17 protein-coding genes are annotated in these 19,026 nt (G+C 74.7%); 16 read left to right on the top strand and 1 reads right to left on the bottom strand.

Annotated elements, in window-relative coordinates:
• Window positions 1-4: 4 nt before the first annotated feature.
• The 12 genes from ftcD to radA all read left to right on the top strand — a co-directional run bounded on the left by ftcD (window position 5) and on the right by radA (window position 13,957).
• A complete protein-coding gene (ftcD, locus tag RB146_08955; protein ID MDQ7829109.1) occupies window positions 5-943 on the top strand; it encodes a glutamate formimidoyltransferase in 939 nt (312 codons plus the stop codon).
• Window positions 944-2,230 carry an imidazolonepropionase gene (hutI, locus tag RB146_08950; protein MDQ7829108.1) on the top strand — a complete coding sequence of 429 codons (1,287 nt, stop codon included), beginning with the start codon at window positions 944-946 and terminating at the stop codon, window positions 2,228-2,230.
• A 16-nt stretch (window positions 2,231-2,246) separates the two neighbouring features.
• Entirely contained in the window at window positions 2,247-2,912 is a 666-nt protein-coding gene (locus RB146_08945; GenBank protein MDQ7829107.1) for a cyclodeaminase/cyclohydrolase family protein, read from the top strand.
• Entirely contained in the window at window positions 2,909-3,769 is an 861-nt protein-coding gene (locus RB146_08940; GenBank protein MDQ7829106.1) for a biotin--[acetyl-CoA-carboxylase] ligase, read from the top strand. The genes RB146_08945 and RB146_08940 overlap by 4 nt, the downstream gene beginning before the upstream one ends.
• A 19-nt stretch (window positions 3,770-3,788) precedes the next feature.
• The gene (locus RB146_08935) at window positions 3,789-4,727 is read left to right on the top strand and encodes a P1 family peptidase (GenBank protein ID MDQ7829105.1); all 939 of its coding nucleotides are present in this window, start codon (window positions 3,789-3,791) and stop codon (window positions 4,725-4,727) included.
• A gap of 282 nt (window positions 4,728-5,009) precedes the next feature.
• Window positions 5,010-5,795, top strand: a complete 786-nt coding sequence (locus tag RB146_08930) for an ECF transporter S component (protein ID MDQ7829104.1) — start codon at window positions 5,010-5,012, stop codon at window positions 5,793-5,795.
• A gap of 38 nt (window positions 5,796-5,833) precedes the next feature.
• Window positions 5,834-6,637 carry a type III pantothenate kinase gene (locus RB146_08925; GenBank protein MDQ7829103.1) on the top strand — a complete coding sequence of 268 codons (804 nt, stop codon included), beginning with the start codon at window positions 5,834-5,836 and terminating at the stop codon, window positions 6,635-6,637.
• Between the two features lie 22 nt (window positions 6,638-6,659).
• Entirely contained in the window at window positions 6,660-7,691 is a 1,032-nt protein-coding gene (locus RB146_08920; GenBank protein ID MDQ7829102.1) for a quinate 5-dehydrogenase, read from the top strand.
• On the top strand, window positions 7,688-8,779 hold the full coding sequence (locus tag RB146_08915; protein ID MDQ7829101.1) for an NAD(P)H-binding protein: 1,092 nt from the start codon (window positions 7,688-7,690) through the stop codon (window positions 8,777-8,779). The genes RB146_08920 and RB146_08915 overlap by 4 nt, the downstream gene beginning before the upstream one ends.
• 413 nt (window positions 8,780-9,192) lie before the next feature.
• A complete protein-coding gene (gene greA / locus RB146_08910) occupies window positions 9,193-9,678 on the top strand; it encodes a transcription elongation factor GreA (protein ID MDQ7829100.1) in 486 nt (161 codons plus the stop codon).
• A gap of 338 nt (window positions 9,679-10,016) precedes the next feature.
• Window positions 10,017-12,467, top strand: a complete 2,451-nt coding sequence (locus RB146_08905) for an ATP-dependent Clp protease ATP-binding subunit (GenBank protein MDQ7829099.1) — start codon at window positions 10,017-10,019, stop codon at window positions 12,465-12,467.
• Window positions 12,468-12,595: 128 nt separating this feature from the next.
• Window positions 12,596-13,957: a DNA repair protein RadA gene (gene radA / locus RB146_08900; GenBank protein ID MDQ7829098.1), complete on the top strand. Its 1,362-nt coding sequence runs from the start codon at window positions 12,596-12,598 to the stop codon at window positions 13,955-13,957.
• 10 nt (window positions 13,958-13,967) lie between these two features.
• Here the strand turns inward: radA and RB146_08895 are convergent, their stop codons facing one another.
• Window positions 13,968-14,363 carry a DUF1573 domain-containing protein gene (locus RB146_08895; GenBank protein ID MDQ7829097.1) on the bottom strand — a complete coding sequence of 132 codons (396 nt, stop codon included), beginning with the start codon at window positions 14,361-14,363 and terminating at the stop codon, window positions 13,968-13,970.
• A gap of 179 nt (window positions 14,364-14,542) precedes the next feature.
• On the opposite strand from RB146_08895, the gene RB146_08890 reads away from it, so the two are divergent.
• The 4 genes from RB146_08890 (at window position 14,543) to RB146_08875 (ending at window position 19,020) form a co-directional block, all read left to right on the top strand.
• Window positions 14,543-15,613 (top strand): TRAM domain-containing protein, encoded by a 1,071-nt coding sequence (locus RB146_08890; protein ID MDQ7829096.1) that lies wholly within the window; start codon window positions 14,543-14,545, stop codon window positions 15,611-15,613.
• A gap of 142 nt (window positions 15,614-15,755) precedes the next feature.
• Window positions 15,756-17,057, top strand: a complete 1,302-nt coding sequence (locus RB146_08885; GenBank protein MDQ7829095.1) for an SAF domain-containing protein — start codon at window positions 15,756-15,758, stop codon at window positions 17,055-17,057.
• Window positions 17,054-18,055 carry a sugar-binding transcriptional regulator gene (locus RB146_08880; GenBank protein ID MDQ7829094.1) on the top strand — a complete coding sequence of 334 codons (1,002 nt, stop codon included), beginning with the start codon at window positions 17,054-17,056 and terminating at the stop codon, window positions 18,053-18,055. The genes RB146_08885 and RB146_08880 overlap by 4 nt, the downstream gene beginning before the upstream one ends.
• Complete coding sequence (locus tag RB146_08875) at window positions 18,052-19,020, top strand: thiamine pyrophosphate-dependent dehydrogenase E1 component subunit alpha (protein ID MDQ7829093.1); 969 nt, start codon at window positions 18,052-18,054, stop codon at window positions 19,018-19,020. The genes RB146_08880 and RB146_08875 overlap by 4 nt, the downstream gene beginning before the upstream one ends.
• Window positions 19,021-19,026: the final 6 nt, after the last annotated feature.

Here is a 19,026-nt window from a genome sequence, read left to right as displayed (position 1 = left end):
GCCGATGCCGTTGAGGGGGGAGGGGGCATGGTGTAGGCTCAACGGCGTGAGCAGGCGCTTGCTCGAGTGTGTCCCCAACATCAGCGAGGGGCGTCGGCGCGAGGTCATCGAGGCCGTCGTCCAGGCGGTGCGGGGGGTCGAGGGCGTCCGCCTCCTCGACGTCCAGTCCGACGAGAGCCACAACCGGTCGGTCATCACCTTCGCCGGCGAACCGGAAGCGGTGGCCGAGGCCGCCTTCCGCCTGTGTGAGCGCGCGGTGGCCCTCATCGACATGAACACCCACCGGGGCGAGCACCCGCGCATCGGGGCGGTGGACGTCGTCCCCTTCGTCCCCATCGCCGACGTGACCATGGACGAGGCCGTGGCCCTGGCCCGGGCGCTGGGGCGGCGGCTGTGGGAGCGGCTGCAGGTGCCGGTCTACTTCTACGGGGCGGCGGCCACGCGGCCGGAGCGGGTGCGCCTGCCCGACATCCGCAAGGGGGAGTACGAGGGGCTGCGCGAGAAGATGAGCGACCCGGCCTGGGCCCCCGACGTGGGGACGGCCGTCCCCCACCCCACCGCCGGGGCCACGGTGGTGGGGGGGCGGCGGCCGCTCATCGCCTACAACATCAACCTCAACACCACCGACGTGAACGTGGCCAAGCAGGTGGCCCGGGCGGTGCGCGAGTCGAGCGGCGGGCTGGTGAACGTCCAGGCGATGGGCGTGACCTCGGAACGCGGGCAGGCCCAGGTCTCGCTCAACCTCCTCGACCACACCCGCACCCCCATCATGCGGGCCTTCGAGCTCGTCCGCGTGGAGGCCGCGCGCTTCGGGGTGGAGATCGCCGAGAGCGAGGTCGTGGGGTTGCTCCCGCTGGATGCGCTGGTGGACGTGGCCCGCTATGCCCTGCGGCTGCGCGACTTCCGGCGCGACCAGATCCTCGAGACCCGGCTGATGGAGTAGGTGACCGCCGACCTCCTTGTCGTGAACATCGGCCAGCTCCTCACGCTGGCCCCGCGCCACCCGGGAGGCAACGACACCCCGCGGCGGGGGGCGGCGCTGGCCGATGTGGGGCTCGTCACCGGCGGGGCGCTGGCGGTGGCCGACGGGGTCGTGGTGGCCGCCGGGCCGGAGGCGGAGGTGCGGGAGGCGGCCGGCCGCGCCGCCGAGGTGGTCGACGCCGGCGGGCGGGTGGTGCTGCCGGGCTTCGTCGACCCCCACACCCACCTCCTCTTCGCCGGGTCGCGCGCCGACGAGTTCGAGCAGCGCCTGCAGGGGCTGAGCTACCTGGAGATCGCCGCGCGCGGCGGGGGCATCCTCCGCACCGTCGCCCAGACGCGGGTGATGGGCGAGGCGGGGCTGGTGGAGCTCGGCGCGGCCCGCCTCGACAGCCTGCTGGCCTGCGGCACCACCACGGTGGAGGTGAAGAGCGGGTACGGCCTCACGGTGGAGGACGAGCTGAAGCTCCTGCGCGCCGCCCACCGCCTGCACGCCCGCCACCACCTCGACATCGTCCCCACCTTCCTGGGCGCCCACGCCCTGCCGCCGGAGTTCGCCGGCGACGCCGACGGCTACGTGCGCCTGGTCATCGAGGAGATGCTCCCCGCCGTAATCGATGAGGACCTGGCCGAGTTCTGCGACGTCTTCTGCGAGCAGGGGGCCTTCACGCCCGAGCAGGCGCGCGCCATCCTGGAGGCCGGCCGCGCCGCCGGGCTCGTCCCCAAGCTGCACGCCGACGAGCTCTCCGACCTGGGCGGGGCGCGGCTGGCCGCCGAGGTGGGGGCGATCTCCGCCGACCACCTCCTCTGCGCCAGCGACGAGGGGCTGCGCGCCATGGCCGCCGCCGGCACCATCGGCGTCCTCCTCCCCGGCACCGCCTTCTTCCTCGGCCTCCCCTACGCACGGGCCCGCCACATGATCGCGCTGGGCGTCCCCATCGCCCTCGCCACCGACTTCAACCCGGGGACGTCGCCCACGTGGTCGATGCCCATGGCCATCGCCCTGGCCTGCGTGGGGATGCGTCTGCGCCCGGCGGAGGCCGTGGTGGCGGCGACGCTGAACGCCGCCCACGCCGTCGGCATGGCGGAGGCGGTGGGCAGCCTGGAGCCGGGGAAGGTGGCCGACTTCCTCATCCTCGACGCCGACGACTACCGCGCGGTGGCGATGCACTTCGGGGTGAGCCTGGTGGACGAGGTCTACAAGCGCGGTCGCCGGGTCTACTCCAGCCGCGCCGGAGTGGTGCCGCCGTGAGCGGAGGGATGGCGCCGTGAGCGTGGCGGAGCAGCGCGTGGGGGCGTGGCTCGAACAGCTGGCCTCCCGCGCCCCCGCACCGGGCGGGGGGAGTGCGGCCGCGCTCGCGGGGGCCCAGGCGGCGGCGCTGGTGGCCATGGTGGCGCGGCTGACGCTGCCCGCGGAGGCCGCAGAATCCCGGCAAGCCGGACAGGCCGCCGCAGGGGCTGCCGACGCGCCGGCGGAGGCGGCGGGGGCACTGGCCGACGCCGAGCGGCTGCGCGCGGCGCTGGTACGGGCGGCCGACGAGGACGCTCGGGCCTTCGAGGCGGTGATGGCGGCCTACCGCCTGCCGCGCTCGACCGACGAGGAGCGGGCCCGCCGGCGTGAGGCGGTGCAGGCGGCCCTGCACATGGCTACCGCCGTCCCGCTGCGGACGGCAGCGGCCGCGGTGGAGGTGCTGGAGACCGCCCGGCGCCTGGCCCCGGTGGCCAACCCCCATGCCGCCAGCGACCTGGGCGTGGCGGCGCACCTGGCGGCGGCGGCGGCCGAGGGGGCGTTGCTGAACGTGGCCATCAACCTGAAGGGCCTGCGCGACGGCGAGGAGGTCGACCGGCTGCGTCGCGAGGCCGCCGAGGTCCGGCGCCGGGCGCAGGCGCTCCGGGAGGCGGTCGTGCGCGTCGTGGAGGCGTCCCTGGCGTGAGCGAGGTCCGCCCCGGCACCCGGCGCTGGACGGTCCACCGCGTCGAGCACGCCACCTCGACGAACGACCTCCTGCGCACGATGGCCATGGCGGGGGCGCCATCCGGGACGGTGGTGGTGGCGCGCACCCAGAGCGCCGGGCGCGGGCGGCTGGGGCGCACCTGGGCGTCCCCGCCCGGCGGGTTGTGGTGCTCGGTGCTCCTGGAGCTGCCGGACGTCCCCTCGCGGCTGCCGCTGCTCGTGGCCGTGGCGGCGGCCGACGCGGCGCGGGCGGTGAGCGGGGCGGACGTGCGCGTGAAGTGGCCCAACGACCTCGTCCTGGCCGGGCGCAAGGTGGGCGGCATCCTGGTGGAGGCCCTCCCGCCGCACGCCGTGGTGGGGATCGGCCTGAACGTGCGCGTCGACCTGGCCGCGCTGCCGCCGGAGGTGCGCGCGGAGGCCGGCTCGCTGCTCCCGGCGGGGGGGTCACGCGAGGCGGAAGCGTCACGCCGGACGGGAGCGTACGCTCCGGCCACGGCGGAGGGTGTCGACCCGGACGAGGTGGACGAGGTGGTGGAGGCCGCGCTGGACCGACTGCTCGGTGCGCTGGCCCAAGTGCACGACGCCGAGCGCGCGGGCCGCGGCGACGAGGTGCTGGCGCGCTGGCGCCACCTGTGCGTCACGCTGGGGCAACCGGTGCGGGTGGCCACGGGCCGCGAGGTGGTGGAGGGGGAGGCGGTGGACGTCGATCCGGCCGGTGCGCTGGTCGTGCGCACACCAGGCGGTGTGCGGCGCCTCGTCGCCGGGGAGGTCACCCAGGTGCGGCCGGGCGAGGGTGGCCACCCCGGGGGCGTCTCCCCGCGCAGCTCCCATGAGTGACCAGGAGGGGCAGGTCTCCGTGAGTGACCACGAGGGGCTGACCGCCGTTCCAGGCATCCGCGTGGGCCACGCCACCGACCGGGACGGTGGCACCGGGTGCACGGTGGTCCTCTGCGAGGCGGGGGCGCTGGCCGCCGGCGAAGTGCGCGGGTGGGCGCCGGGGACTCGGGAAACCGACCTCCTGCGGCCCGGGATGCTCGTGGAGCAGGTCCACGCCGTCCTCCTCACCGGTGGGAGCGCCTTCGGGCTGGCGGCGACGGACGGTGTGGTGCGGTGGCTGGAGGAGCGTGGGGTCGGCTTCGACGCCGGCGTGGCCCGGGTGCCCATCGTTCCCGCGGCCGTCCTCTTCGACCTGGCGGTGGGGCGCGCCGACGCCCGCCCGACGCCTGAGATGGCCTACGCCGCCTGCCTGGCCGCCACCGACGGACCGGTGGCGGAGGGGCGCGTGGGGGCGGGTACCGGGGCCACCGTGGGGAAGCTCCTCGGGCCGGCCGGCGCGATGCCCGGCGGGGTGGGCACGGTTGCGCTCCGCCTGGCCGGGGACGTGCGCGTGGCGGCGCTGGCGGTCGTGAACGCGTTCGGGGACGTCCGCGACCCGCACACCGGCAGGATCGTCGCCGGCGCGCGCCTGCCCGACGGCCGCTTCCTCGACACGGCCGCAGCGCTGCTGACCTGGGAGGGCGACCTGACCTTCGGCCGCCCGGGGACGAGCACGACGCTCGTGGTGGTGGCCACCGATGCCCTGCTCACGCGCGACGAAGCCACCCGTGTCGCCGCCCAGGCGCACGACGGACTGGCCCGTGCGGTCTCCCCGGCCCACACGCTCTTCGACGGGGACGCGGTCTTCGTGCTCTCCACGGGGCGCGGACGGGCGCACCCGCTGGCGGTGGCGGCGGCCGCGGCCGAAGCGACGGCGCGGGCGATCGTGCGGGCGGTCCAGGCGGCGGCGCGGGCCTAGCCCGTGACGCACCGAACAGAACTGGGTCCGGGCCCGGTCAATCGAGATATGGACAGTTTGTTCCCATCATGAACAGACTGCCCGCGCGCCAGTGGAGCGTCGGGCCCTCCCGTTCCGCATCCGGCTTGCCCGCGGGACACCGACGCAGTAGGCTGAACGCAGCCGGCATCCCCCAGGGAGCCGGACTGGACAGACCCGCATTCGCTGCGAGCCCTGTCCGGTATCTGCTGGAGCCGTCCCGCACGGACGGCTCGAGCGCAGAACTGGAACGGAGGGATCACCATGGCCCACGCCCGCCTCGCCCCCCCGCCTGCACGCTGGGGGGTCCGCCTCACGCCCCGGGACATCACGGTGAGCGGCGCCCTCGGTGCCGTGGCCGTCGTGCTCGGGCTCGTCCCCGGGCTCGGCTTCATCCCCGCCCCCACGCCGGCCGGGAGCGCCACGACCATGCACATCCCGGTGATCATCGCCGCCGTGCTGGAAGGTCCCGTCGTGGGGGCGCTCGTCGGCGCCATCTTCGGGGCCTTCTCCTTCACCCGGGCGACCATCCCCATCTTCAAGCAGCCGCTCATCGCCTTCGGCCCGCGCATCCTCATCGGGGTGGTGGCCTTCCTGGTCTTCCGCGCGCTGGCCGCCCGGCACGCCCGCCTCTTCGCCGCGGCCGCGGTGGGCGCGGGGATCTACACGATCCTCGGCCCCGGGGCGGTGCGCTTCCTGGCCGCGCTGGCGGCGGGACGGATCCAGCCCAACTGGCTCGTGGAGGGCTACCGCACCGTGGCCGCGGCCACCGCCTCGTCGCTCTGGCTGCCGGTGGCGGCGGGGGTGGCCTCCGCCCTCCTCGCCCATGCGCTGCTGCGCGGGGAGAACGCCGCCCCGGCGGCGGCCGCGGTGGCCGGGACGCTCACCAACACCGTGGGGGTGCTCACGCTGGCGGTGCTCTTCGGCTTCCTGCCCGCCGGCGCCGCCGTCCTCGTCGGGGCGACCCACGGCCTCCCCGAGGTGATCCTGGCCGTGCTCGTCACCGTCCCGGTCTACCGCGCCGTCACGGCCATGCGCGGCGGCGCCTGAGGCCGCGCCGGGGAGGGGTCGAGCCGATGGCGTCCGGGCTGCTCCTCGCGGTGAACATCAACAACACCCTGATCAAGCTGGCGCTGTACCGGGGCGCGGACCTCCTCCACCACTGGCGCATCGCCACCGACCGGCACAAGACCGCGGACGAGTACGCCATGCTGCTGCGGGCGCTCTTCACCTCCGGGGGGGCGGCCTTCGGGGACGTCGGGGGCGTGGCCATCGCCTCGGTCGTCCCGCCGCTGATGGACACGATGGAGCGCCTCTGCCGCCAGTACCTGGGGCAGGTCCCGCTGGTGGTGGGGCCCGGGGTGCGCACGGGCATGCGCATCCTCTACGAGAACCCCAAGGAGGTGGGGGCGGACCGCATCTGCAACGCCGTCGCCGCCTACGCCCGCTACGGCGGGCCGGTCATCGTCGTCGACCTGGGCACGGCCACGACCTTCTCGGTGGTCTCGGCGGAGGGGGACTTCCTCGGCGGCGCCATCGCCCCGGGGGTGGGCATCTCCGTGGAGGCGCTGGCCGAGCACGCCGCCCAGCTCCACCGCGTGGAGCTGGTGCGGCCGCGCACGGCCATCGGCCGGTCGACGGTGGCGGCGATGCAGTCGGGGATCTTCTTCGGCTTCGTCGGGCAGGTGGAGGAGTTGCTGAGGCGCATGCAGGAGGAACTGGGTCGGCCGGCGGTGACCGTGGCCACCGGGGGGTGGGCGGAGCTGATCCTGCAGGAGTGTCGCAGCATCATGCACCACGAGCCGCTGCTGGCCCTGGAGGGCCTGCGTCTGATCTACGAGCGCAACCGGGAACCCGCACCGGCGCGCCCCTCGGGCGAGGGGCGGCTGTGATCGCCGCCTGCGAGGGGCGACCGTGATCGCCGCCTCCCCTCCGTCCCCCGCGCCCGTCGGGGACGACGCGGCGCGGCCGCTGCGCGTGGTCTCGGTGAGCCTGGGCTCGCCCGCCCGCGACTACCGCCTCACGTTGCGGGTGCTGGGGCGCGAGGTGGTGGCCGAGCGGATCGGCGTGCCGGACCTGGCCGCCTACGGCCGGATGCTGCGTGCCCTCGACGGCCAGGTGGACGTCCTGGCCATCGGCGGGGCCAACTTGGCCCTCACGGTGGGTCACCGCCGCTACCCCATCCGCGACATCGCCCGCCTGGTGCGGGGCCTGCGCACGCCGGTGGTGGACGGCGGGGCGCTGAAGAGCCTGCTGGAGCGCCGGCTCGTGCTGGAGTGGTTGCCGCGGGAGCACGGGGTGGACCTGCGCGGGCGGCGGGTGCTGCTGGTGAGCGCGGTCGACCGCTACGGGCTGGCCGAGGCCTTCACCCGGGCCGGCAGCGACGTGCGCTTCGGCGACCTCATGTTCGCGCTGGGCCTGCCGGTCCTGCTGCGGGGGCTGGGGACGGTGCGCGTGCTGGCGGCGCTGGCGCTGCCCGTGATCACGCGCCTGCCCTTCACCTGGCTCTACCCCACCGGCGCCCGGCAGGAGGAGATCGTCCCGCGTTTCGCCGGCGCCTACGCCTGGGCCGAGGTGCTGGCCGGGGACTTCCTCTACATCCGCCGGCACATGCCCGAGGACCTCGGCGGGAAGCTCGTCTTCACCAACACCCTCACCGCCGCTGACGTGGAGGCGCTGCGCCGCCGCGGCGTGTGGATGGTCGTCACCTCCACGCCCGAGCTCGGCGGCGGCCGCTCGCCGGGGACGAACCTGGTGCAGGCGATCCTGGTGGCGGTCTCAGGGCGGCGGCCCGAGGAGCTCGCGCCGCAAGACTACCTGACGTTGATGGCCCGGGCGGGCTTCCGGCCGCGGGTCGAAGTGCTCAACCTGGAGCGGGCCTGGGCGCCGCAGCCCGGGACCGCGCCGGTCCGCGGGCCGCACCCGGCGGCCGGGGCGCCCTCATGACGGCACCCGGGCGCTTCGCCTTCGTCCTCCACCCGCTGCGGGTGGAGGACTTCGCCCGCAAGTTCGGCGTGCTGCGGCGCGCGCCCGGCCCGCTGCTGGAGTGGGCGGCGCGGTTCGTCCCCCCGCTGGTCGCCTCGCGCATCACCGGGATCCGCTCGCCCACGGGGGCGACGGCGGAGGGGTGGTTCATCGGGCTGCCGCTCACCACGCGCGTCCTGCTGGCCAGCCCGCCCGAGTTCGTCTACCGCCGTCTGGCGCAGTGCGGGGCCCTGGCCGAACGCCTGGGCGCGGGCATCATGGGGCTGGCCGCCTTCACCAAGGTGGTGGGCGACGGCGGGGTGACGGTGGCCGAGCGCGTGCGCATCGGCGTCACCACCGGCAACGCCTACACCGCCGGGACGGCGGTGGAGGCGGCGTGGCTGGCGGCGGAGCGGCTGGGGAGGGGGCCGGCGCAGGCCCACGTGGTCATGGTGGGGGCCACGGGGGCCATCGGCGCGGCGGTGAGCCGGCTGGTGGCCCCGCAGGCGGCGCGGCTGACGCTGGTGGCGCGCACCCCCGACCGCCTGGAGGCGCTGGCCGCCGACCTGCGCAAGACGGCGCGCGACGTCGCCACCGCCGCCGACCCCCGCCGCGCGGTGCGCGACGGCGACATCGTCTTCACCGTCACGTCGGCCACCGAGCCGCTCATCGAGCCCGAGGACCTGCGGCCCGGCGCGGTGGTCTGCGACGTGGCCCGCCCCCGCAACGTCTCCCGCCTGGTCTACGAGCGGCGGGGGGACGTGCTGGTGATCGACGGCGGCGTCATCGAGGTGCCGGGAGAGCCGGACTTCGGCCTGGACTTCGGCCTCCCGCCGCGCATGGTGGAGGCGTGCATGGCCGAGACGATGATCTTGGCGCTGGAGCGGCGGTACGCCGACTACACGGTGGGGCGGGCCATCAGCGTGGCGCAGGTGGAGGAGATCCTGGCGTTGGGGCGCCGCCACGGCTTCCGCGTCGCCGGGTTCCGCCGCTTCGAGCGGGCCATCCCGGACGAGGAGGTGGAGCGCATCCGCACCCGCGCCGTCCGCGCCTCCGGGGTGGTCGGATGAGGAGGGTGCGGGCAGGGCGCCGGTATCCACCGGGCACGTCGCGCGAGCTCCCCGACCGAACAGGACTGGGCCCGGACCCAGTGGCCGTGACGCACGAACGGCCGCGTACGCCGTCCAAGTGGCGCGCGCGCCGGGCGGAGCGGCGGATGGGGTCCCCGCGCGTCGCACAGACGAGGGAGGCGGGTCCGCGGCTGGAGAGGGTGGCCCGGCGCTGAGACCGGCCGCTGCTTGACGCCCGCGCGGCGCCTCGCCTATACTGACCGACGCGTAGGCCCGTCCCGGGCCTACTTTCTGTTCCCCCCGGCCCGCCCGTGCACGGGTGGCCGCATCCGACGTGGCGCGCGAGCGTCACGGTCGACGTCTGCCAGGGGGAGGTCGTCCCGGGCAGGAGGGCGGGCATCCCGGTGGAGCGTATGGTCGACAAGGGTGAGAAGGAGACGATCCTGACCCCGGAGGGGCTGCGCCGGCTCGAGGAAGAGCTGGAGCACCTCAAGGTCGTGCGGCGCAAGGAGATCGCCGAGCGCATCAAGGCGGCCAAGGACTTCGGCGACCTCGCCGAGAACGCCGAGTACGAGGACGCCAAGAACGAGCAGGCCTTCGTGGAGGGGCGCATCCTCCAGCTGGAGGCCATTCTGCGCAACGCCCGCGTCATCGACGGGAACGACCGCAAGACCGACGAGGTCACCGTCGGCTGCACCGTCACCCTGCAGGACCTCAGCAACGGCGAGCGGCTCACCTACACCATCGTCGGGTCGGCGGAGGCCGACCCGACGCATGACCGGATCAGCAACGAGTCGCCCGTGGGCCGGGCCCTGCTCGGCCGGAAGAAGGGCGAGACGGTCGAGATCCAGGTTCCCGCCGGCACCCTGCGCTACACCGTCCTCGATGTGCGCGGGTGACCCTCCCGGCCCCAGGCTCCCTCTGAGTTCCCCGGTGCTGCCTGCGACGGTGCGCGCCGCCCCCTCCCCCGAGTTGGGTATGTAGAAGGCGGGGGTGGGGAATGGGGTGGAGCGCCGGAGCGTAGTACCATAGATGATGGCGGGATCGGCTGACGGATCTCCGTCAGGCGGTTGTGCTCGCCGGATCCGCCGTCCGATAGAGGGGCTGGCGGCAGGAGTGAACTTCGGGCACCCAGAATTCGTTGGCCTAATCGGCCGGAGCGGTCCCGGCGCCACTCCTGCCGGCTCCCCCGGGCGGGATCCCCTCCGCGCCTGGCGGAGAGGAGGACGTCATGGCAATGTTTGAACGCTTCACGGAGCGCGCCCGGCGCGTGATCATCCTTGCGCAGGAGGAGGCCAAGCGTCTCAACCACAGCGCCGTGGGCACCGAGCACATCCTGCTCGGGATCATCCGTGAGGGGGAGGGCGTCGCCAGCAAGGTCCTGGAGAGCTTGAACATCAGCCCCGACCGGGTGCGCGCGGAGATCGAGAGCGCCATCGGCCGCGGGGAGCGCACCCCTTACGAGGAGGTGGCCTTCACCCCGCGGGCCAAGAAGGTGCTGGAGCTGGCGCTGGACGAGGCCCGGCGCCTGGGCCACAACTACATCGGCACGGAGCACCTGCTCCTGGGGCTCATCCGCGAGGGCGAGGGCGTGGCCGCCCGCGTGCTCGAGGCCATGGGCGCCGACCTGGAGCGGGTGCGCGCCCAGGTGGTCTACCTGCTCGGGGAGGAGGGGACCACCACCTACAGCAAGCAGTCGAGCAAGACCCCCACCCTCGACGAGTTCGGCCGCGACCTGACCAAGCTGGCCCGGGCCGGCAAGCTCGACCCGGTGATCGGGCGCGAGCGGGAGATCGAGCGGGTCATCCAGGTCCTCTCCCGCCGCACCAAGAACAACCCCGCGCTCATCGGCGAGCCGGGCGTGGGCAAGACCGCCATCACCGAGGGGCTGGCCCAGCGCATCGTGCGGGGGGACGTGCCCGAGGTCCTGCGCAACAAGCGGGTCGTCCAGCTCGACCTGGCCGCCCTCGTCGCCGGGACGAAGTACCGCGGCGAGTTCGAGGAGCGGATGAAGAAGGTCATGGAGGAGATCCGCAAGGCGCAGGGGGAGGTCATCCTCTTCGTCGACGAGCTGCACACGCTGGTGGGCGCCGGGGCGGCGGAGGGGGCCATCGATGCCAGCAACATCCTCAAGCCGGCCCTGGCCCGCGGCGAGTTGCAGTGCATCGGCGCCACCACTCTGGACGAGTACCGCAAGTACGTGGAGCGGGACGCGGCCCTGGAGCGGCGCTTCCAGCCCATCCTGGTGGCCGAGCCCACCGTGGAGCAGACCATCGAGATCCTCAAGGGGTTGCGGGAGCGCTACGAGGCGCACCACGGCGTCTCCATCACCGACGACGCCCTCTTCGCCGCGGCCACGCTGGCGGATAAGTACATCTCCGACCGCTTCCTGCCCGACAAAGCCATCGACCTGATGGACGAGGCCAGCAGCAAGGTGCGCCTGCAGGCCTCCTTCCTGCCCAGCGAGCTGCGCCAGGCCATGGAGAAGGTCGAGCGGGTGCGCCGCGAGAAGGAGGAGTCCATCAAGAACCAGGACTTCGAGCGGGCGGCGCAGCTGCGCGACCGCGAGCGGGTGCTGCGCCAGAAGCTCGAGGAGCTGGAGGCCTCCTGGAAGAAGGAGAAGGGGCGCGACCCCACCGCCGTCTCCGCCGAGGACATCGCCGACATCGTCTCCTCCTGGACCGGCGTGCCGGTGACCCGCCTGGTCGAGGAGGAGACCCAGAAGCTGCTGCGCATGGAGGAGGCCCTCCACGAGCGCATCGTCGGCCAGGAGGAGGCGGTGCGGGCGGTGGCCAAGGCGGTGCGCCGGGCCCGGGCGGGGCTGAAGGACCCGCGCCGGCCCATCGGCTCGTTCATCTTCCTCGGCCCCACCGGGGTGGGCAAGACCGAGCTGGCCCGGGCCCTGGCCGAGTTCCTCTTCGGGGACGAGAACGCCCTCGTGCGCATCGACATGTCCGAGTACAGCGAGCGCCACACCGTCTCGCGGCTGGTAGGCTCGCCGCCCGGCTACGTCGGGTACGAGGAGGGGGGTCAGCTCACCGAGGCGGTGCGCCGGCGGCCCTACTCGGTGGTGCTCTTCGACGAGATCGAGAAGGCCCACCCGGAGATCTTCAACGTCCTGCTGCAGATCCTGGACGACGGCCGCCTGACCGACGCCCAGGGGCGCACGGTGGACTTCAAGAACACCGTCATCATCATGACCAGCAACGTGGGCGCGCCGCAGATCGACAAGGAGGCCGGCATCGGCTTCCGGGCGGTGCGCGACGAGGCCCAGGGCCGGGAGCAGGCCTACCAGCGGATGCGCGACCGGGTGATGGAGGAGCTGCGGCGCACCTTCCGGCCGGAGTTCCTCAACCGGCTGGACGAGATCATCGTCTTCAAGCCGCTCACCCACGAGCAGATCCGCGACATCGTCGCCATCCTCATCGAGCGGGTGCGGCGCGAGGTGCGCGGCCAGGGGATGGACATCGAGGTGACGGACGAGGCCAAGGAGGTCCTGGCCCGCGAGGGCTACGACCCCACCTTCGGGGCGCGGCCGCTGCGCCGGGCCATCCAGCGCCTGGTGGAGGACCCGCTCTCCGACGAGCTGCTGCGCGGCCGCTTCAGCAGCGGCGACGTCATCGTCGTGGACGCCCGCGAGGGGCGCATCGTCTTCGAGAAGAAGCGCGAGCCCGCGCTGGCCGAGTAACCCCCGCGGAGCCCCGCGCGCTGTGCGACCGACGACCCGGGCCCACCGCCCGGGTCGTCGCTTTGCGGCTGCGCCACGGGAGGGGAGGAAACCTGCCCCCCGCCGCCGATAGAAGGAGAGGACCGCCCATGCCGACGACGCGCGTGCGCTACGCCTGCCAGGCCTGCGGCCATGTCTCGCCCAAGTGGCTGGGGCGCTGCCCCGCCTGCGGCGAGTGGAACACCTTCGTCGAGGAGCCCGCGGCCCCGGTCCCCCGGCCCCCGGTCCCGCGGCCCCCGGCCCGGGCGGCCGAGGTCGTCTCCATCACCGACGTGGCCCTCGAGCGCGAGCCGCGGGCCACCACGGGCATCGCGGAGTTCGACCGCGTGCTGGGCGGCGGCCTCGTCCCCGGCGCGCTCGTCCTCATCGGCGGCGACCCCGGGATCGGCAAGTCCACCCTGCTCACCCAGGTGGCCGCCCGCGTGGCCGCCCAGGGGCGTACCGTCCTCTACGTCACCGCCGAAGAGTCCGCCCGCCAGGCCCGTCTGCGCGCGGGGCGGCTGGGCCCGCTGCCGCGCGACCTCCTCCTCCTGGCCGAGACCGACCTGGAGGCCGTCCAGCGCGCTGTGGAGCGCCTCCGCCCCGCGCTCGTGGTGGTGGACTCGATCCAGACAGTCTACCGGCCGGACGTCCCCTCGGCGCCGGGCAGCGTGGCGCAGGTGCGGGAGTGTGCCGCCGCGCTGCTGGGGGTGGCCAAGGGACAGGAGGTGACCGTCCTCCTGGTCGGCCACGTCACCAAGGAGGGGCAGCTGGCCGGCCCGCGGGTGCTGGAGCACCTGGTGGACACCGTGCTGGCCTTCGAGGGGGACCCGCACCACGCCTACCGCCTCCTGCGCGCCACCAAGAACCGCTTCGGCTCGACCCACGAGCTCGGGGTCTTCGAGATGGCCTCGGACGGGCTGCGCGAGGTCCCGAACCCCTCGGCGGCCTTCCTGGCCGAGCGCGCGGTGTCCGCCTCGGGGTCGGCCATCGTCTGCGCCATGGAGGGGGCCCGGCCGCTGCTGCTGGAGGTGCAGGCGCTGGTCACCCCCACGCACTTCGGGGTACCGCGGCGCACCGCCGCCGGGGTGGACTACAACCGCCTGGTGCTGCTGCTGGCGGTGCTGGAGAAGCGGGCGGGCTTGCACCTGGCCATGCACGACGTCTACGCCAGCGTGGCGGGCGGGCTGCGCGTCGCCGACCCGGCGGCCGACCTGGCCCTGGCGGCGGCCGTGGCCAGCGCCTTCCGCGACCGGCCGCTCGACCCGGGCAGCGTGGTCCTGGGCGAGGTGGGCCTGGGCGGGGAGGTGCGGACGGTGCGCCACGCCGCCCGGCGCATGGCCGAGGCGGCGCGCCTGGGCTTTGCCCGGCTGGTGGTGCCGCGGGGGAACGTCGAGGAAGCCCGCGGGGCCGGCGTGGAGGTCGCCGGCGTGGCGACCCTGGGCGAGGCGCTGGCCGTGCTGCTGGGCTAGGCGGGCGGGGCTAGGTCAGGTGGAAGAGACCGAGGGCGGCGACGCGCTCGCGCTCCTTCCGCAGGATCGCGCCCAGGTCCAGGCCCGTGACGTGGCAGAGGGCGGCCAGGTAGAAGAGGGCCGTCCCCACTTCGTCCTCCAGGGTCTCGCGGCAGCGCTCGCAGGGTTCCCCCTGCAGGTGGGTGGAGAGCTGCTCCCGGACCTCTGCCAGCGAGAGGTTGGCCGGGAAGCGCTGGCGCTCCGCCGCGATCTGGACGCAGCCGCAGGAGGTCACGGCCTTGGCCAGGGCCCGGGCGATGCGGGCGGAGGACTCCACGAGCTTGCTCTGGACGTCGAGGATGCTGCGGTGGCGAATGAGGTACTGGCCGACGAGATCCTGGAACGCGGCCTGGTCGGTCTCTTTCATCCCGCGCCTCCTGAGTCCGGGGTGGGGCTCCCGCTGGGGCGGGGGCGCGCCGCGGGAGCACCGGCCGCAGACCCTGCCAGGCCGCGGATCCCGGAACGCGCAGCGCCATTGTAGGAGCGCGTTTCCGCACGTGTCAAGGCGACCGCCGTGCGGCGTGCGCGTGCTATAATCAAAGCAACATGCAGACCGCCCTGCGCGCCGTTGGGGGTCTGCTGGGCGCGCTCGTCGGGTTCCAGCTGGCCACTCAGCGTCTCGTCCTCTCGGTCTTCCCGGAAACGCTGGCCCGCATCGGCCTGGCGGTCATCGTCGCCTTGCTGGGCTGGCTGCTCAGCCCCTGGCTGTGGCGGCAGTTCGTGGCGGCCATGGACTTCGTCCTGCGCGGGCTGGCCCGCCTCTCCCTGCGCGACCTGGCCCTGGGGGTGACCGGGCTCATCGTCGGGCTGCTCATCGCCTTCCTGGTAAGCCTGCCCCTGGGCGGGCTGCCCTTCCTCGGCCCCTACCTGCGGCCGCTGGCCGCGCTGATCTTCGGCTACCTGGGCATCCACGTGGCCCTGCAGCGGCGCGAGGAGGTGACCACCATCCTCCCGCGCATCCGCAACGAGGACGAGGGGGCCGGACCCCGGGCGGTGCCCAAGGTGCTGGACACCAGCGTGATCATCGACGGGCGCATCGCCGACGTCTGCCGCACCGGCTTCGTGGACGGTCCCCTGCTCGTCCCCCGCTTCGTCCTGCAGGAGCTGCAGCGCATCGCCGACTCCGCCGACCCGATCCGGCGCGCCCGTGGGCGCCGGGGGCTCGACGTCCTGAACACCCTGCAGAAGGAGTTCGGCGCCGTGCGCGTCGTCGAGGAAGCCGGGGCGGCCGACGGCGAGGTCGACGCCCGCCTGGTGGCCTACGCCCGCAGCATCGGCGCGGCCATCCTGACCAACGACCTCAACCTCAACAAGGTGGCGGAGCTGCAGGGTGTGCGCGTCCTCAACATCAACGAGCTGGCGCAGGCGCTGCGTCCCATCCTCCTGCCGGGGGAGACCCTCTCCCTCCAAATCCTCCGGGAGGGCAAGGAGGCCGGTCAGGGGGTCGGCTACCTGGAGGACGGGACGATGGTGGTGGTGGAGGGCGGTCGGCGCCTCATCGGCGAGCAGGCCGAGGTGGTGGTGACGAGCGTCCTGCAGACCGTGGCCGGCCGCATGATCTTCGCCCGGCCCCGCAGCGAGCTCCCCGCCGGCTCCTCCACCGTGCCCCGCCGGTAGGCCCCCGCCGACGGTCGCCGGGCGATCGTCGGCCGGGCCGTGCCCTCTCCTTCCCCCTCGCGGCCCCACCAGGAGTCCGCGTCCCCTGCGGTGAACATCTGTGCAAAGACTGATCGTTCGTTCACCGAGGATCCGTGAGCCCATGGGGTTGCTGCCGCGGCTGCAGGCACGGGAGCGGGAGGGGCGGCCGGTCCGCGTGGCGGTGGTCGGCGTCGGGCAGATGGGCGCCGGGGTCGCCCGTCAGGTGGCGGCCCTGGCGGGCATGCGCCTCGTCGCCCTGTGCGACGTCAGGGTGGAGCGGGCGCTCGGGGCCGCTGAGGCCGCGGGGCTCCGGGCGGCCGTGGCCGCCGACGGAGCGGAGGCTGCGCGCCTCGTCCGCGAGGGACGCGTGGCCGTGACCGCCCGGGCGGAGGGCGTCGCGGACCTGCCGGTGGACGTCCTCGTGGACGCCACGGGCGAGCCGGAGGTGGGGGCGCGTCTGGGCCTTTGCGCCCTGCGGCCCGGACGGGCGCTCGTCTCCCTGAACGTCGAGGCCGACGTCACCGTCGGCCCCCTGCTCGGGCACCTGGCCCGGCGCAGCGGGGCGGTCTACACCCTGGCCGCCGGCGACGAGCCGGCCGCGCTGGGAGAGCTGGTGGACGAGGCGCGGCTGATGGGCCTCGAGGTGATCTGCGCCGGCAAGGGCAAGAACAACCGCCTCGACCGCACCGCCACCCCGGCCCGCCTCGCCGGGGAGGCGCGCACCCGTGGGATGAGTCCGCGCATGCTCACCGCCTTCGTGGACGGCACCAAGACCATGGCTGAGCTGGCCGCCCTCGCCAACGCCGCCGGCCTCGGGATCGACCGGCCGGGGCTGCACGGCCCCGCGGCGGATCTGGCTGACCTCCTGCACACCTTCGTCCCCGAGGGCGACGGCGGCATTCTGCAGCGGCGGGGCGTGGTCGATTACGCCGTCGGCGACGTCGCACCCGGCGTCTTCCTCGTCGTGACCGCCCCGGAGGCGCTGCGGGGCGACCTGGCCTACCTGCGCATGGGTGACGGACCCTACTACCTGCTCCACCGTCCCTACCACCTGGCCAGCCTGGAGGTCCCCCGCTCCATCGCCCGAGCCGCGCTCGACGGCGAGGTGACGCTGGCGCCTGCGGGCCCGCCGCGGGTGGAGTGCGTGGCGGTGGCCAAGCGCGACCTCCGCCCGGAGGAGGTGCTGGACGGGATCGGCGGCGAGACTGTCTACGGGCTGGCCGAGGAGGCCGACCGCGCGTCAGCCGAGGGGCTGCTGCCCGTGGGCCTGGCGCAGGGCGCGCGGGTCCTGCGCCCGGTGGCGGCGGGGTGCCCGCTGCGCTACGCGGACGTGGTCCTGGACGAAGGCGCGGTGGTCGTGCAGGCCCGGCGCCTGCAGGACGCCCTCCTCCGGCAGGGCCTGCTGGGGGGACCGGGCGGATGATGGACCACGCGCTGCTGGCCAGGGTCGCCGACCTCTACTACCTGCAGGACCTGACCCAGCAGGCCATCGCCGAGCGCCTCGGGCTCTCACGCCCCACCGTCTCGCGCCTGCTGCGGCGGGCCCGGGCGGAGGGAGTCGTGCGCATCGAGGTGGCGCGCGCGCCCGAGGCGTACCCGAAGCTGGCGCGGGCGCTCGAACGTCGGGGGGTGCGGGAAGCGGTGGTCGTGGAGGCGGCGGCCGATCCCGCCGTCACCCGGGCGGCGGTCGGCCGAGCGGGAGCCGCGCTGCTGGTCCGGCTGCTGCGCCCGGGCATGCGCCTGGGGATCTCCTGGGGCCGCTCGGTGGCCGCGGTGGTGGAGGCGCTGCCGGCCCAGCGGCGGGTACCGGTCGAGCTCGTGCCGCTCGTGGGCGGGGTAGGTCAGGTGCGCAGTGAGATCCATGCCAACGACCTCGTCCGGCGCGCCGCGGCCGCCCTCGGCGGCCGCGTCACCCTCCTGCACGCGCCGGCCGTGGCCGCCCACCCGCGGGTGCGCCAGGCCCTCCTCTCCGACCCGGCGATCCGGCGGGTCCTCGACCTGGCGCGCCGCGCCGACGTCGCGCTCGTCGGCATCGGCGCGCCGGTGCCGTCCTCCACCCTGGTCGAGAGCGGCTACTTCAGTGCCGCCGACCTGGCGGCACTGCGCCGCCGGGGCGCCGTGGGGGACGTCTGCACCCGGTTCTTCACGGCCGAGGGCCGCCCCGCCGCGCCGGAGCTGGAGGCGCGCACCGTGGCGGTGACGCTGGAGGAGCTGCGCCGCCTCACCACGGTGGTGGCGGTGGCGGCGGGGACGGAGAAGGCCCGGGCCATCGCCGGGGCGGTGCGCGGCGGTCTCGTGGACGTGGTGGTGACCGACCACCGGACGGCGGCGGCGGTGGTGGAGGTGCTGGGCGGGCGCGACACCGCCGCGGGGGGCGGGCGTCGTGATCCCGGGCCGGCGGGCGCGGGAGGCGACCGATGAGCGCGGGAGGCCTGCCCCCGGATCGCCTGGTCGCGCTGCTGCGGACGATGCTGCTCATCCGTGCCTTCGAGGAGCTGGCCGACGAGCTGTTCGCGCAGGGCCGGGTCCACGGCACGATGCACCTGAGCGTCGGGCAGGAGGCGGTGGCGGCGGGGGTATGCGCGGCGCTGCAACCCGGCGACTACATCCTCAGCACCCACCGCGGCCATGGCCACTGCCTGGCCAAGGGCGCGGACGTGCGCCGCATGATGGCCGAGTTCCTGGGGAAGGCCACGGGGTACTGCCGCGGCCGCGGCGGCAGCATGCACATCGCGGACGTGGCCGGCGGTAACCTGGGGGCGAACGGGATCGTGGCCGGCGGGCTGCCCATCGCCACCGGGGTAGGCCTCTCCATCCGGCTGCGCCGCTCCGGCCAGGTGTGCGTCGCCTTCTTCGGGGACGGGGCCGCCAACGAGGGGGCCTTCCACGAGGCGCTCAACCTGGCCAGCATCTGGGAGCTGCCGGTGCTCTTCGTCTGCGAGAACAACCAGTACGCCATGTCGATGCCGGTGGGGCGGGCGATGCGTGTGGCGCGGGTGAGTGACCGGGCCGCCGCCTACGGGATGCCCGGGGTGACGGCGGACGGCATGGACGTGGTCGCGGTGTACACGGTGGCGACCGAGCTGGTGGCGCGGGCCCGCCAGGGCGGCGGACCCGCGCTGCTGGAGTGCGTGACCTACCGCTACCGGGGCCACAGCAAGAGCGATCGGCAGCGCTACCGCGCCCGGGAGGAGGTGGAGGCCTGGCGGGCCCGCGACCCCATCGACCGTCTGCGGGCGCGCCTGCTGGCGGCAGGGGTCCTCTCCGCGGCGGCGGCCAATCAGCTGGCGGCGGAGGCCCGTGCCGCCGTCGCCGCCGCGCTGGCCTTTGCCGAGGCCAGCCCCGAGCCGGACCCGGCCACCCTGCTCGAGGGGGTGTACGCGTGACGGAGC

The sequence above is a fragment of the Armatimonadota bacterium genome (assembly GCA_031081585.1).
GTDB classification, from domain to species: domain Bacteria; phylum Sysuimicrobiota; class Sysuimicrobiia; order Sysuimicrobiales; family Humicultoraceae; genus Geohabitans; species Geohabitans tengchongensis.
This window is presented reverse-complemented; position numbering and strand designations above follow the sequence as displayed.

Excerpts from the sequence above, each read along its gene's own strand:
- greA (MDQ7829100.1), top strand. The coding sequence starts at position 9,193 with ATGGTCGACAAGGGTGAGAAGGAGACGATCCTGACCCCGGAGGGGCTG.
- RB146_08915 (MDQ7829101.1), top strand. The coding sequence starts at position 7,688 with ATGACGGCACCCGGGCGCTTCGCCTTCGTCCTCCACCCGCTGCGGGTG.
- RB146_08905 (MDQ7829099.1), top strand. The coding sequence starts at position 10,017 with ATGTTTGAACGCTTCACGGAGCGCGCCCGGCGCGTGATCATCCTTGCG.
- RB146_08895 (MDQ7829097.1), bottom strand. The coding sequence starts at position 14,363 with ATGAAAGAGACCGACCAGGCCGCGTTCCAGGATCTCGTCGGCCAGTAC.
- RB146_08930 (MDQ7829104.1), top strand. The coding sequence starts at position 5,010 with ATGGCCCACGCCCGCCTCGCCCCCCCGCCTGCACGCTGGGGGGTCCGC.
- RB146_08885 (MDQ7829095.1), top strand. The coding sequence starts at position 15,756 with ATGGGGTTGCTGCCGCGGCTGCAGGCACGGGAGCGGGAGGGGCGGCCG.
- radA (MDQ7829098.1), top strand. The coding sequence starts at position 12,596 with ATGCCGACGACGCGCGTGCGCTACGCCTGCCAGGCCTGCGGCCATGTC.
- RB146_08890 (MDQ7829096.1), top strand. The coding sequence starts at position 14,543 with ATGCAGACCGCCCTGCGCGCCGTTGGGGGTCTGCTGGGCGCGCTCGTC.
- RB146_08880 (MDQ7829094.1), top strand. The coding sequence starts at position 17,054 with ATGATGGACCACGCGCTGCTGGCCAGGGTCGCCGACCTCTACTACCTG.
- RB146_08875 (MDQ7829093.1), top strand. The coding sequence starts at position 18,052 with ATGAGCGCGGGAGGCCTGCCCCCGGATCGCCTGGTCGCGCTGCTGCGG.
- ftcD (MDQ7829109.1), top strand. The coding sequence starts at position 5 with ATGCCGTTGAGGGGGGAGGGGGCATGGTGTAGGCTCAACGGCGTGAGC.